14 protein-coding genes are annotated in these 14,157 nt (G+C 57.7%); 10 read left to right on the top strand and 4 right to left on the bottom strand.

Going from position 1 to position 14,157, the window contains the following annotated elements; all coding sequences use genetic code 11:
- The first annotated feature begins 546 nt into the window (after positions 1 to 546).
- The 4 genes from SMC5_RS06475 to SMC5_RS06490 all read left to right on the top strand — a co-directional run bounded on the left by SMC5_RS06475 (position 547) and on the right by SMC5_RS06490 (position 4,959).
- A complete protein-coding gene (locus SMC5_RS06475; protein WP_455423451.1) occupies positions 547 to 1,698 on the top strand; it encodes an MFS transporter in 1,152 nt (383 codons plus the stop codon).
- 38 nt (positions 1,699 to 1,736) lie between these two features.
- Positions 1,737 to 2,546, top strand: coding sequence for a phosphotransferase family protein (locus SMC5_RS06480; protein ID WP_165846290.1), 810 nt, complete (start codon positions 1,737 to 1,739; stop codon positions 2,544 to 2,546).
- 130 nt (positions 2,547 to 2,676) lie between these two features.
- Complete coding sequence (locus tag SMC5_RS06485; RefSeq protein ID WP_119120051.1) at positions 2,677 to 3,396, top strand: hypothetical protein; 720 nt, start codon at positions 2,677 to 2,679, stop codon at positions 3,394 to 3,396.
- Positions 3,397 to 3,486: 90 nt separating this feature from the next.
- Complete coding sequence (locus SMC5_RS06490; protein ID WP_119120052.1) at positions 3,487 to 4,959, top strand: pyridoxal-phosphate dependent enzyme; 1,473 nt, start codon at positions 3,487 to 3,489, stop codon at positions 4,957 to 4,959.
- A 466-nt stretch (positions 4,960 to 5,425) separates the two neighbouring features.
- Here SMC5_RS06490 and thrB read toward each other — a convergent pair whose 3' ends face one another.
- Positions 5,426 to 6,355, bottom strand: a complete 930-nt coding sequence (gene thrB, locus SMC5_RS06495; RefSeq protein ID WP_165846291.1) for a homoserine kinase — start codon at positions 6,353 to 6,355, stop codon at positions 5,426 to 5,428.
- Positions 6,356 to 6,542: 187 nt separating this feature from the next.
- On the opposite strand from thrB, the gene SMC5_RS06500 reads away from it, so the two are divergent.
- From SMC5_RS06500 to SMC5_RS06525, 6 genes are all read left to right on the top strand, one after another.
- The gene (locus SMC5_RS06500) at positions 6,543 to 7,235 is read left to right on the top strand and encodes a metal-dependent hydrolase (protein ID WP_119120054.1); all 693 of its coding nucleotides are present in this window, start codon (positions 6,543 to 6,545) and stop codon (positions 7,233 to 7,235) included.
- A gap of 73 nt (positions 7,236 to 7,308) precedes the next feature.
- Positions 7,309 to 8,769, top strand: a complete 1,461-nt coding sequence (locus tag SMC5_RS06505) for an aminotransferase class I/II-fold pyridoxal phosphate-dependent enzyme (protein WP_119120055.1) — start codon at positions 7,309 to 7,311, stop codon at positions 8,767 to 8,769.
- Between the two features lie 172 nt (positions 8,770 to 8,941).
- Complete coding sequence (locus tag SMC5_RS06510) at positions 8,942 to 9,415, top strand: COG2426 family protein (protein ID WP_119120056.1); 474 nt, start codon at positions 8,942 to 8,944, stop codon at positions 9,413 to 9,415.
- A gap of 41 nt (positions 9,416 to 9,456) precedes the next feature.
- Positions 9,457 to 10,206 (top strand): 16S rRNA (guanine(527)-N(7))-methyltransferase RsmG, encoded by a 750-nt coding sequence (gene rsmG, locus SMC5_RS06515; protein ID WP_119120057.1) that lies wholly within the window; start codon positions 9,457 to 9,459, stop codon positions 10,204 to 10,206.
- On the top strand, positions 10,203 to 10,967 hold the full coding sequence (locus SMC5_RS06520) for a ParA family protein (RefSeq protein ID WP_119120058.1): 765 nt from the start codon (positions 10,203 to 10,205) through the stop codon (positions 10,965 to 10,967). The genes rsmG and SMC5_RS06520 overlap by 4 nt, the downstream gene beginning before the upstream one ends.
- The gene (locus SMC5_RS06525) at positions 10,954 to 11,838 is read left to right on the top strand and encodes a ParB/RepB/Spo0J family partition protein (protein WP_126854962.1); all 885 of its coding nucleotides are present in this window, start codon (positions 10,954 to 10,956) and stop codon (positions 11,836 to 11,838) included. Before SMC5_RS06520 ends, SMC5_RS06525 begins: the two co-directional genes overlap by 14 nt.
- A 139-nt stretch (positions 11,839 to 11,977) precedes the next feature.
- On the opposite strand, the gene SMC5_RS06530 is transcribed toward SMC5_RS06525, so the two are convergent.
- From SMC5_RS06530 to SMC5_RS06540, 3 genes are all read right to left on the bottom strand, one after another.
- Positions 11,978 to 13,006 (bottom strand): radical SAM protein, encoded by a 1,029-nt coding sequence (locus tag SMC5_RS06530; RefSeq protein ID WP_126854963.1) that lies wholly within the window; start codon positions 13,004 to 13,006, stop codon positions 11,978 to 11,980.
- On the bottom strand, positions 12,990 to 13,823 hold the full coding sequence (locus SMC5_RS06535) for a hypothetical protein (RefSeq protein WP_119120061.1): 834 nt from the start codon (positions 13,821 to 13,823) through the stop codon (positions 12,990 to 12,992). The genes SMC5_RS06530 and SMC5_RS06535 overlap by 17 nt, the downstream gene beginning before the upstream one ends.
- Positions 13,824 to 13,828: 5 nt before the next feature.
- The coding region (locus tag SMC5_RS06540; RefSeq protein WP_207799119.1) for a hypothetical protein at positions 13,829 to 14,157 on the bottom strand (329 nt) is incomplete at its 5' end.

Genomic DNA, 14,157 nt, shown 5'->3' on the forward strand with positions numbered 1-14,157 from the left:
ATCCCATTCGTTGTTGTCCGTATCCCATAGAGGCGCATCAATGATGCTCTGACTGGATTCACGAGAAGTGGACTGGATGCCAGCCAGTTAATGAAGAGGCCTCTCCACATGCGATCGGCAACCGTAATGATAACGCTCAGCCGGTCTGTGCCAGTATGCTGTGCTGCCATGTCCACACTCCTTGTTCGTTCTTGACCCTGCCCTTGCGTTCCCTGCCACGAACGGATTCCACACATAGGCCCCAACTGCCCACGTCGACCATGCAGAATTGGGATTCCATTCTATGCAATTCACTCCCTGTGACTACCCTGCAACTGACGAGAGGGCGCCGGCCTGCAACAGGAACGGCGCAGTTCCTGGCTGCTTGCTTTCTCTGACTGGTTTGTGCTAAACTCATGTTATTCTGTTTGTTACGCACGATCCCTGAGAAGAGAGGTTAGGTGGATGGCTGACGAAAAGGTGAACAAAGATACTTCAGCGGAGTGCTTCGATACGCAGGCCATGGTTCCTGAACGGCGCATCAGCCCACGCGATACATTCGCAGCCATGCGGTACCGGAACTACCGCATCTGGTTCGCCGGACAGCTCGTTTCACTCTTCGGGACCTGGATGCAGGTGACAGCACAGGGATACCTCGCCTACCAGCTGACCAAGTCAGTAGCCTTCCTCGGCTACGTCGCGTTCGCCAATGGCATCCCGGTCTGGCTGTTCATGCTGTATGCAGGTTCGGTCGCAGACCGCGTACCCCGCAAGACGCTGATGCTCTATACGCAGTCTGCCATGCTGGTACTGGCCTTTGTCCTGGCATTGCTGACGTTTACCGGCGCCATACGACCGTGGCACATCCTGGTCCTGGCGTTTCTGCTCGGAATCGCCAATACCTTCGACTCACCAGCGCGCCTGGCCTTGGTGGATCAGCTGGTTGACGACAGACGACACCTGCCCAATGCTGTCGCACTCAACGGTTCGATGTTCAATGTGGCCACGGCGCTTGGACCGGCGGCGGCGGGCGCCGTGTACGCCCTCCTCGGACCGGCCTGGTGCTTCACGATCAATGGCCTGTCCTTTGTCGCGGTCATCGCAGCCCTCTTGTTCATGCACCTTCGACCGGTGCCATTGTCTCCCAGGAATCAGAGCCCCATGGCAGGAATCGTGGAGGGGCTCAAGTACGTCTGGAGACACCAGAACATNNCTACGCTCATCCCCGCCTGGGCAATCAACGTCCTTCACGGCAGTGCAACGACTGGCGCGACCATCAACGGCCTGCTCCAGTCTGCACGAGGCATTGGCGCGCTGCTGGCAGCGCTGACCATCGCGACCATCAGCCATCTGAAAGTAAAGGGGCGCATTGCCGCGTTCGGAACATTCGCCTATCCCATCGCTCTTCTGATCTTCGCTGTTGCTCGTTTCATGCCCCTTGAACTCCTTCTCATGGCCCTGGTCGGATTTGCCAGCATCCTGGTCGTCAATCTCTGTAATGTGCTGGTCCAGGCGCAAGTGGAAGACTCTCTGCGGGGGCGCGTCAGCGCTGTCTATAGCTTGGTATTTTTCGGCGTGATGCCCATCGGCTCGCTCCTGATAGGTTGGCTGGCACAATGGACAGGCGAGCCCGTGGCCGTCATCATCAACGCCTGTGCAGCATTGGCGGCCGCAGCTCTCATCTGGATACTTGTTCCACGCCTCAGGGCCATGCCATGAACGACATGCCTGCTCACGACCGTCACCAGGAGGATGTCATGGAAGAACACATCGGTTCGGCAACGCTGCTCGGTCATGGACGAACCGCAGAGGTGTATGCCTGGAAGGAAAACAGTGCCCTCAAACTCTTTGTCCCGGGGTTTCCGTCGACGCTCATCGACCAGGAAGTGGAAGGAACCAGGGCGGCCAACGCCGCCGGCGTCCCATCGCCTCAGCTCAGGGATGTGATCACTGTCGACGGCCGTCGAGGGCTAGTGCTGGAACGGTTGACGGGACACAGTATGCTGTCTCTTCTCGCCCGCGAACCTATGCGGGTGACCCACTATGCAGGCATCTTCGCAGAACTGCAGGCGCGCATCCATGACTGTCATGTGCCGGGACTCACGTCCCGGCGCGAGGATCTCGCGCGGCGCATCGCCCGGGCCGGCGCGGTTGCACGCGTCAAAGGTGACGCCCTGGCCGTCCTCGAGAGGCTCCCCGACGGAGATCGTCTGTGCCACTGCGACTTCCACCCGGACAACGTGCTCATGACGCCGCAGGGTCCGTCTATCATCGACTGGTCGTTTGCCGCACGTGGAACACCCGCATCCGACGCCGCACGCACTGCGCTGCTGCTGCGGATCGCGGATGCCCCTCCCGGGTCTTTTCGCGTAGCATGGGTTGAGCGCGAGGCAAAGGACCGGTTCTACAGAGCATGGCTGAAACGCTACCACGAGCTGCAGCCCGACGCAGCAGACGCCATGTGGAGCTGGCTGCTTCCCGTGGCCGTCGCACGCCTCGCAGATGACATCCCCGAAGAGCGGCCACGCCTGATGGTCCTCATTGAGGAACTGCAGCAGAAGCGCTGACTGTACCAAGCTGCTCTCGTCGTTTGTTTTTCGCACGCAGCTTGGTACAATGGCGGGCTGCTCTGCATCTGTGCTTTTGGGGCAAGTTTTCATATGATGAAGCCGGGGCGTCACCCCACATGGAGGTATCATGAAAAAACTGGATGTGATCCTGCTCATCGGTCGACCCGCAGCAGGCAAGAGCGAGACAATCGACTTCCTGAAACAGCTGCCCGACGAGAAGCGACTGCAGGAGTACCACATCGCCCCGTTCGAGGAACTGGACGACTTTATTTATGTCTGGCAAACCTTTGAGAACGACGCAATCAGACAATCCATGGGCCTTGGCAGGCGGGATACAGACGATGCCCTGTACTTCCTGGACGACCGCATCTGGGACTTCTTCATTGAACGCATCGACCTGGATTTTCGCAAGAAGCTGGCGCGGGACCCGCTGTTTCTCGAACACCACACGGTCATGATGGAGTTCGCTCGCGGCGGGGAACACGGCTTTGCCAATGCGTTTCAGCATCTGTCGGACGATGTGCTCACCCGCGCCACCATCCTGTACATCGACGTCTCATTCGAGGAGTCCCTGCGCAAGAACCGCCGGCGCTATCGCCCTGAACAGGCCGATTCCATCCTGTATCATTCGCTCGAGGACGCCAAGATGGAGCGATACTACAAGGACAACGACTGGACACGCCTGTCTCAAGGACATGACGAGGGATTCATCGCAATCAACGGGCACCAGGTCCCCTTCACTGTGTTTCACAACGAACCAGAGAAGACTCTCGACCCCGAGCTTCTTGGTGCTTCCTTGCGCGATGCGACCGGCCGGCTTGTCAAGCTCTTCACACACAAGGGTTGAACAAGCCTTCGGGGGTGCTAGACTAAAAAGTTGGTTTCTATAAGTGTTTTCACACCTGATATGCGGATTCTTTGATAAGAGGAGTGTAACATGGCCGTATTTGATATGACTGTCCACGAAGACGTTCTGGCAAAAACCGTTAAGCTGGCTCAGGACCGCAACATCATCATCCCCACCTTCGCACAGCAGAAGGATCCATCGCTTGTCCCGGATAAGGTCAAGGCCAGGCTCAAGGGTGTCGGCCTCTGGGACGTCAACCCCATCAACCTGTTCCGTATCACGTGGCACAACAACGTGAAAACGGGCCTGTATGGCGACGTGAACTATATCGAACTCCCAAGTTCCATCACTGGCATCAAGGCTCGCGTTGTGGGCATCGTCGGCAAGTATTTTCCCACCGGCGCGCACAAGGTCGGCGCTGCATTTGGCTGCCTCGTCCCGCGACTCGTGACCGGACAGTTTGACCCGGCCCGACAGGCGGCTGTATGGCCGTCCACAGGCAACTACTGTCGCGGTGGCGCCTTCGACTGTGCTCTGCTGGCCACGGATGCTGTCGCCATCCTCCCGGAGGGGATGAGCAAAGAACGCTTCGACTGGCTGCGTGAAATCGGAACCAAGGAGGTCATCGGCACTCCTGGAACCGAGTCCAACGTCAAAGAGATTTACGACAAGGTACACGAGCTGAAGACCACTCGTGGTGACAACATCGTCGTCTTCAATCAGTTCGAGGAGTTCGGCAACGCACTGTGGCACTATGACATGACCGGCTCTGCATTCGAACAGGTCTTCAACAGCATCAAAGGTCCGAGATCGCGCATGGCGGGCTATGTCTCCGCCACTGGCTCTGCGGGAACTATCAGTGCCGGCGAGTACCTGAAGAAGGTCTATCCGTACAGCCATATCACGGCTGTCGAAGCCCTGCAGTGCCCGACCCTCTATGCAAACGGGTTTGGCGCGCACCGTATCGAGGGTATCGGCGACAAGCATGTCCCCTGGATCCACAACGTCCGCAATACCGATGCTGTGGCCGCCATCGACGACGAGTATCCGATGCATCTGCTTCGTCTCTTTAACGAGGAAGCAGGCAAGGTCTACCTTGAGAAGAAGGGTGTCCCGCGCGAGATCATCGAGCAGCTCAACCTGATGGGCATCTCCTCTCTGGCAAACATGGTCGCGGCGATCAAGATGGCCAAATACGAGGAGATGGACGAGAACGACGTCGTCTTCACCGTGTTCACGGATTCCGCCGACCTGTACCTGTCACGCATCGAAGAACTGCGCGCCGAGTATGGTCCCTATACCGAGATGGACGCGGCGCTCGACTATGCGAAGTATCTCGAGGGCATTCTGACGGACTGGTACCGCGAGCTCAACTATCGCGACCGCAAGCAGCTGCACAACCTCAAGTACTTCACCTGGGTCGAGCAGCAGGGCAAGACTGCAGAGGAACTGCGCGAACTATGGGAGCCAGAGTTCTGGAATCAGATCTGGACTGCTGCCCCAGCGTTCGACAGGCTCATCGATCAGTTCAACGAGAGGACGGGGCTGCTGGCAAAGCTGTAGTCAGTTGTTCGTTTGTCTTATCAGTATCTTGATATAAAGAGAAACAACAAAAACCCCGGCATGAACCCACCGGGGTTTTTGTTTATGTTTTCCGCAAAATCGACTTTTCTCCACAGCCACTGTTAATTATGTGGAAAACTGGTGGAGTCACGTACGGTCGTATAGTGGACAACCTGTCAGGGCCTGTGGAAAAACCCCGGCAAGGCCAGGTTTCAGAGCGCCGTTCTGAAGTCCGCATCCGAGGCTCGTTCCAGTGAAATATGCCCATGGTGAGGCTGAATGAATCGAAAACGTGTAATGATACGGCAGATTATTTGAAATCGTCTGTCAGGGTCACTTTTTGTGGTGCGATGCTCGAAACCCGCTTCTGAAGCCACTTTACAGGTCTTCGGTATGGAATGGACGGGAAAAGAAGAACCGCCCACCGTAAAAGGTGGGCGGTCATCAATTCTGAAAGAAAAAGGGGCTATGCTTTCTCGTCTTCGCTGGTTTGCAGGATGACTCCTTGGGCTGAAATGTCGAGGACAAACGTTTCAGCCTCTGCATCCAACTCGATCATCGCCTTCTGCATGGCCTTGGCAACCTTCTCCGCCTTGGCGGGCTCGGTGAGAGCGGCAATGCTGGGTCCGGCTCCCGACAGAAAACTGCCATAGGCTCCTGCCCGGTCAGCGGCATGCGAGACTTCGTGGAATCCGGTGATAAGCTTCTCGCGGTAGTGCTCGTGGAGGCGATCATGAAGCGCAAACGACAGGAGGTCATAATTGCCACTGAAGATGCAGGCAGACAGCATCGAGGCACGACCAATGTTGAAGATGGCGTCCTTGCGGGCATACATGTCAGGAAGACACGCTCGGGCTTTCTTTGTCGACAGGAAGTTGGATGGAACCGTAACGACAACCTTGAGGCCCTGGGGAACGACCTTCATGTAGGCCACCTCGCTCTTGTCGCTCGAAGCAATGGTGAACCCACCGACCAGTGATGCAGTGACGTTGTCGGGGTGTCCCTCGATGGCGATAGCATACTTGAGGATTTTGCCGGTATCGAACTGCGTGTTCATCAGGACCTCGAAGCATGACAGGAGTCCCACGATGGCGCTGCCACCGGATCCCAGACCGCGCGTCAAAGGAATGCCAGTATGAACGTTGATGCTCAGCGGCGGCAGATGCACCGATTCGGCACGCTCGAAGTAGTCCATGACCTCACTGACGAACTTGAAACCCTTTTCGTTGAGGACATCGGCGCCCATGCCTTCGAAGTGGACACTCCACTTCTCTTCCGCAGGGAGGATCTCGACAGTATACGTACTACGCATTTCGAGAGCCAGCCCAAAAGAGTCAAACCCTGGTCCAACGTTGGCCGTGCTTGCAGGAACGCTGACCGTTACTCTATTGATCACGTTTACTTCCCCCGGCGCAACTGCAATTCCTCGATGCAGGTGTTGGCAGCGCGCGAACTATCGCAAAGCAAATTACTTGACATATCTTACCACGTCCAATGCAATTGCAAGTTCCACTGTGAATGATCGAACTAAAACTTGACCAGTATACTCCAAAAGATAAACTGAGGAGGAGGCACACGACACTATGGCACATGAGCAGCTCACCTATCTTGGTCATTCGGCTTTCCTGATCACCACGCCGGCCGGCGACATCCTCATCGACCCGTTCCTCTCGGGCAACCCTTCGGCATCCATCGGTCCCGACGACGTCCATCCGACCTATATCCTCGTGACGCATGGCCATTCCGATCATCTGGGCGATACCATCGCCATCGCCAGACGCACTGGGGCAACGGTCATCGGCCCGGCAGAACTCATCACCTACCTTACAGGCAAAGGGGTTTCGAATGTGCATTCCATGCACATCGGCGGCAATCACGTCTTCCCATTCGGTGAACTCTTCCTGACGCAGGCTCTGCACGGTTCCTCGGTGACCGAGAACGGCTGCGTCATCTACACGGGAAATCCCTGCGGTTTTGTCGTCAAAACTGGAGAACGGACGACCTACCATGCCGGTGACACGGGCGTGTTTCTCGACATGGAGCTCATCGGTCGCCTGCACCCGCTAGACATCGCTCTTCTCCCTATTGGCGGCAACTTCACGATGGGCATCGACGACGCCGTAGAAGCGGTCAAGATGCTTGCACCACGCACTGTGATCCCCATGCACTACGGGACCTTCCCCCTCATCTCCGTTGACCCACAACTGTTCCGGACAAAGGTGGAGGCCTCGACGAGCGCCCATTGCATAGTCCTGGAACCCGGACAGACATTCTGAACCAGGTGGTACCAGGCACCAGGATTCATCCTCGCGCGTTGACAGCACGAGTCCGGCCAGTACACTCTTTTCCATGAGAGATCAGAGTCGTACCCCATTTTTTGATGCTGTTCAGTCGTATATCGGCAAGCACCGCGCCGGTCTCCACATGCCGGGGCACATGTCAGGTCAGGGCATTCATCCCCGCCTCAAGGAGTTCTGGGGCGAGAATGTGTTCCTTTCCGACTTGACGGAGGTCGAAGGACTCGACTACCTCCATCGCCCCATCGGCGTCGTCAAGGAAGCACAGGAGCTGGCTGCCGAAGCGTACGGTGCGATAGAGTCATTTTTCCTCGTCAACGGTTCGACGGTCGGGAACCAGGCAATGATCCTCTCGACCTGCGATCCCAACGACCGCGTCATCGTACAGCGCAACTCGCACCGCTCGATGTACGGAGCGCTCATCCTCAACGAACTGCGTCCCATCTACCTTGAGGCCGAAGAAGACCGCCTGCTGCAGTTCCAGACGTTCCCATCCAAGAAAACGTTCGCGCGCGTGCTCCGCGATCACCCTGAAGCCAAAACCGTCTTCGTGACCAATCCCAACTACTTCGGCATCAGCTCGGACATCGACTACTACGTGCAGAAAGCGCACGCCACCGGACGTCGCATCCTGGTCGACGAAGCCCACGGGTCACACTTCCATTTTCACCAGGACCTTCCCAAGAGTGCTGTCGATGCGGGCGCCGACATGGTTGTCCAGAGTACGCACAAGACGCTCTCCGGCCTTACTCAAACATCCATGCTGCATCTGGGCTCACGGCGCGTCGACAAGGAACTGGTGCGAGCCACGCTCACGATGCTGGAGAGCTCGTCGCCCTCGTACATCCTCATGACGGCGCTCGACGTCGCCCGCATGCAGATGGCGACGAACGGTCACGACCTTCTTCAGCGAGCCATCGACCTCGCAGAAGATGCTCGCCGGCGTATCAACAACATCGAGGGACTCTTTGCCCCGGGCAGGGAACGCGCTCACACCGAGGCCGTCTATGATGTCGACCTCACGAAGCTGACTGTTCATGTGTCGAGGCTGGGGCTGACTGGATTCCAGGTCGAGGATATCCTCAACAGAGACTACAACGTCGAAATCGAGTTGTCTGACCTTGAGAACATCCTGGCATTCATCACGATCGGGACACCCAGGGAAGCGGTCGAAATCCTCATCAAAGCACTCGAGGATATCTCACGCAAACGCCACGGCAAGACCTCGACCATCGCTCCGCCGCCACCCATCCCCAATATTCCCGAGATGGTCCTCTTCCCATTCGAAGCATACTATGCCAAGAGGGAGCGCGTCCGCATGGAAGATTCCGTCGGGCGCATCATCGCGGAGCTCGTGACTCCTTATCCACCCGGCATCCCGATCACGGTCCCCGGGGAAGTCATGACACACGAATGCGTGGACTACATGGTGTTCATGCGCGACCACGGCGCCGATCTGCAAGGAATCATCGACAAGACGGCCAGGTACGTACAGGTCGTCAGGGAACGCTGATCGGTCGCTGAACCTGACCGTTGCCTTTCATGAAAACGCCCTGACTCATATGCCAGGGCGTTTGACATTCCTGAGGAGAAGGAGGGTCAGATGACTGTGACCTCCACCTCGGCGGTGCGGCGTTTTATAATATTCGCGTTGCATCCTCTGAGGGCTCCCATATACTGGGAACATGTCTACTCTTCTGAGAAACATCCTGCAGATATTCTTCATCACCATCATTCCGGGCGTCGAAGTCCGCGGTGCCCTTCCGTATGCTATCGGTGTGCTCAAGATGTCCGTGTGGGAGGCGCTGCTGGTCGCAACGCTCGCCAACCTGTGTATCGCGCCACTGTTCTATCTCCTGGAGAAACCGCTTCTTGCGGTCGCATCCCAGTGGGCATGGTTCCGGCGATACCGCAGTCGCCTGACGGCCCGCAGTGGAAACACATTGGCAAAGTACGGACTTTTCGTCGGGCTCGCGGTGTTTGTCGCCATCCCTTTGCCGGGGACTGGTGCCTACACGGGCTGTCTCATTGCCGAGATCATACGCATGAAGAAACCTGTGGCCATTGCTTGCATCTCGTTGGGCGTCCTGGGAGCGTGTGCAATTGTTTTTCTCGCATCGGTTGGCGTCATCAATGGCGTCCTGGCAAAGTGGCTCTGAACATCAAATTGTTCCACGTGGAACAGTAACCGGAGGACCCCATGGATATTGCTGGCAAGCTTGATCCGACGCGACTTCTTCCTGTCGTACGGAAGTCAATGAATGACTTCGCTGCCGCACTGCCTGTCGGGGAGAGGCCAGCGATATCCACCGACACGTTCTGCGCGGGGCTGGCATCGTTTCTGACCATGCTTGCCCAGACCAACGAAGTCATGAACTTGACGTCTGACGCCGATCCCGGACACCTGCTGGCGACACACATTCGCGACTCGCTTGCGCCTTTGCTTGTGGGTCTCGAGTCCCCACACTCGCTCCTTGACATCGGAACAGGGGGAGGCTTTCCCGCTGTTCCCCTTGCACTCGCCTGGCCGACCACGACGGTCACGATGTCCGAATCGATCGGCAAGAAGGCACATTTCCTGGAGAGCCTGGTGGGCGGCGTGCCCCTTCCCGGAGCACGTGTCGTCCACGGGCGTGTCGAAGACCACGCGAGTGCTCTGCCCGAACGAGCGTTCGATATGATCACTGCCAGGAGTGTCGCCCATATCGCGACGATCCTTCAGTACGCTCTTCCTCTCCTTGCAAGCAACGGCAGACTGGTGCTATGGAAAGGAGAAAAGGACCTCGCCGAACTCCAGGACCCACCGTTCGTAGCTACGCTGCATCGCGTCCACTGTACGGCCACGGTTCTCGACTATGCCCTGCCGGGTGTTGAACGTAATTCCAAGCTTGTCATACTGCAGGTGACCCCGACCCTTAGCGGCCGGTCGTCCAGGAGGAACGGCTCGTGAGAATCATCGCCATTGCCAACCAGAAGGGCGGTGTAGGCAAGACGACCACCGCACTGTCGCTCGCCGCATCGCTCGCCGAGCGCAGCCATCACGTCCTGCTTGTCGACTTCGACCCACAGGCTAATGCAACCACAGGCCTCGGCATAAACGCAGCGCAGCTCACATCCAACATCTACACGTGTCTGTTGTCCGGGGATCCGATCGAGAAGGCCATCCAACCCAGCCACGAACACAACCTCTCACTGGTCCCCTCGTCGATCAACCTGGCGGGCGCCGAGCTGGAACTGGCCGGCATGGACCACCGCGAGTACGTTCTTCAGAGCTGCCTGGCTTCCCTGGATGGGTCCTGGGATTATATCATCATCGACAGTCCTCCATCGCTCGGTCTTCTGACCCTCAACGCACTGACAGCGGCACACGAAGTCATCATCCCTATCCAGAGTGAATACTACGCACTGGAAGGGCTGACGCACCTGCTGCGGACGATCAGTCTGGTCAAGCAGCGTCTGAATCCAAACCTTGCCCTGCTGGGTATCCTTGTGACTATGTTTGACAAACGAACCATCCTGTCCGCACAGGTCAAGGATGAGCTCGTCAAGCACTTCGGGGAGACCGTCTTCACGGCAGTCATCCCCAGGAGCATACGCATGAGCGAAGCTCCCAGCTATGGCAAGACCATCCTGGAATATGACACGCTTTCTACCGGTGCCGAAGCGTACCGGCAGCTCGCCAAGGAGGTAGAATCCCGTGAACAACACTAAGCGTCTTGGGCGAGGGCTTGACGCACTCTTCGCCAACGAACCGGCGCAGTCCACCTTGTTGAGTGACAGGGGAGGTCGCATGCTTCGCTCTGACCAAATCGTCCCTTCGCCGCTTCAGCCACGTCGCCGCTTCGATGAGACAGCGCTCGCAACATTGGGTGAGAGCATCCGCAAACACGGCATCCTCGAACCCATCATCGTGCGCCCACGAGACGACCGATTCGAAATCGTCGCTGGGGAACGCCGCTTCCAGGCTGCCGTTCAGATTGGCCTGGAAGAAGTTCCAGTGACAATCCGCGATCTCGACGATCGCACTGCAATGGAGATCGCACTTTCAGAGAATCTGGAACGCGAGGACCTGTCACCTATCGAGGTCGCCGTTTCCTTCAGTGACTACCTCACCAAGTTCGGGACGACCCAGGACGAGCTCGCACAGCGTCTCGGCAAAGACCGAAGCACTGTCGCCAACCTCATCCGCCTGCTGGACCTTCCGGAGATCGCGCGTACCGCTCTGGACAACAAGATCATCACCGCCGGACATGCCCGCGCACTCCTGCCACTCAAGGACCAGCGGCAGTTTGGTACTGTGCTGGCAGAGGTGGTCCGCAAGCAGCTTTCGGTTCGCCAGACGGAAGCACTGGTCCGCCGTCTGCTCACGAAGAAACCCCGTGCGAGCGCTGCGCATGACGAGGCACTGCGCAACATCCAGGAGACCATGCAGAAGTTGCTGGCCACGCGCGTCAACATACGAGGACAGGTCAACAAGGGTGTCATCGAGATCAGTTATTTCAATCAGGAAGACCTCTTGCGCATCCTCGGGATCCTGAACTCCCAGGAAGACACTAGAGACGATGCCGGCACCACAAATTGACCGCACGACCACTGTCTGTGACAACGCCCCGGCTCACGCCGGGGCGTTGTAGCTTCAACAGCGAGAAGGCAGCTCAGGAGTAGAGACTCTCCTCGGCCGCGCGGTAGTACTGGACGGCTCCCTTCTGCGCGTTGTCAGTTCATGTGCCTGCGGCAGCGAAATCGAAGCCGTCTGCCTTGAGATTCTCGATGAAGCGGTCGATCTCGTGGTCCACCGCCTCCAGTTGCACGTTCGGATAATTGAACATAGTGCCGCCAGGCGTCTCATTGTAGAACGGGCGATTGCATCCCGGGCATCCATGTGTCACAAACACAAAATGCCTGTGCAGGAATGACCGCACCTGGACTTCATTGAGGCCGAGGCTATGGATGCTTTTTCGGATGTCATAGGCGACACAGAAATGCTCTTCTTCCTGCCAATCCAGCAACCCTAGTAATAACTGAAGCTTCCGGTAGGACACCAGCGCCGGCGGGGTGCCGTGCTCCATACGGGTGCCGCGAACCGGGGTAAAGGCGAACAGCGACACCAGGACGCCTGCTCGGTGCAGATCGAGCATCAGCTCGGCAGCCTCCATCTCGTCCTCTCCCAGCCCAATAATCAGATGTGTCGAGATACGGCCGGGATACTGCCTGGTCAGCCCCTTGACCAGCGATATCGAATTGGCCAGAGACCCACCCCGAAGCTGAGGATAGAGACGCTCGGAGCAGCAGTCAATCGCAACACCAATACGTTGCACGCCAGCAGCAAACAGCTGATCCGCCTCTTCGAACGTGGTCACCCGGTACGACACGGAGATCGGGACTTCGCTTGCCTGGCGGATCCGTGGCACAAGCGCGAGCAACTGCTCCAGCACTCCGCGTGAAGCCGTTGTCTGGAAACAGACCCTCTGGAATGCCCCAGGATGGGCGACAAGCGCATCAACCAGCTCTTCCTCGCCGACCTCAGGCCAACTGATGCGTGAAAGCCGGCTGTGATCGCCGATGGCACCGCGCCCCTGTCCACAGTAGGCACAGTCGCTGGAACACTGTCTCCCGACCATAAGGTATGCCGTGGTGGGCGACGCAGCCATCCGGATATCCCTCAGGCCCAGGACAACCAGCGTGCCAATGCTTGCCCGCAAGCTCACCGACTCATCTGCCTGCATTCGCACGTCACTTGTAGAAGACACAGCATTCCTCCACCTGTTCCGCATCCTCTGCGCTCGACTTCACGCCGACGACGCCCCGGAACTGGTACTGTCCCGCCAGATGTTCCAGCTGCTCACCATAACTGTCAACTCTGGGATGCATGCAGCCCAGGACAAGGTCTGTCGCCGGAAGCTTCAGCCTCGCATAGGCGAACACCGACTCCACAGCATCGATCGGAACAACAGGAACGTTGCCGTAGACCGTCCCCTCCGTGGGGATGAGGACCAGAAAGACCAGCGACGCCGGCTGAAACGCGATCAGTGAATCGATCGCCGCATACTCTCCAATAACAACGCCGCCCTTGAGACCGATCGTGAGGTGAAGGTTGACCCTCTGCTTTGCAGACGTCAGTTCCTCCGAACTACCCGCTGCCGAGAACGCGTCCACCCAGCCCTGGGCTGCATGCAGGTAGTCGGCACCGGACCGCTGCAAATGGTAGACATCATGGATCGTCCCATCATCCCATACATAGTCGAGGGAAACCTTGTCGAAATAGGGTGACAACGCACGGACATCCTCGTCCGACTGCAGGCCAACGTGAGCATTGATGCGTATTCCCTGCTCATGAACCCATTCGATGAATGCCAGATGTTCCATCAGGGGCAGGCGACCGTGGAAATCACTTCCACCGGACAGAAGGATGCTCCGGTACTCTCCCGATTCCAGCACGCGACGGGCTGCGGTGACAGGCACCATATGCTGGAGGTAGTGTCCGTTGCAGTGGTTGCAGTGCAGTGCACATTCCTCGCCCGTGACGGACACAGAGAGTGTCCGCCTGGGGACGCAATTGAAGACCATGTTGCTCAGGTCTTCCGCCCTATCTGGGGCATGTCGTTGGCAATGACGAGGGAGATGCTGAGCTTGTCAGTAACCGCGATGGCCTGATACGCCTTGTTGATGGTGGAGAGGACCGTATCCATCTCGCCGTAGCAGCTCACCGCCATGTTTCCGACAACACACCGAACGCCGGCTGCCTCCAGTGCACTCTCGAATTCCTTGATCACCGCCGCCGTTCTCAAACCATCGTATGGAAACAGAATTGCTTGGACCTCAACGTTCACGAAACGGCCTTCCTTTCCAGCCCCGGCAGGGGGGTGAACTACAGATTGTCGAGATCGTCGAGAGAAGTGGA

This window comes from Candidatus Cryosericum odellii (assembly GCF_003570935.1).
In the GTDB taxonomy this organism is placed as follows: domain Bacteria; phylum Caldisericota; class Caldisericia; order Cryosericales; family Cryosericaceae; genus Cryosericum; species Cryosericum odellii.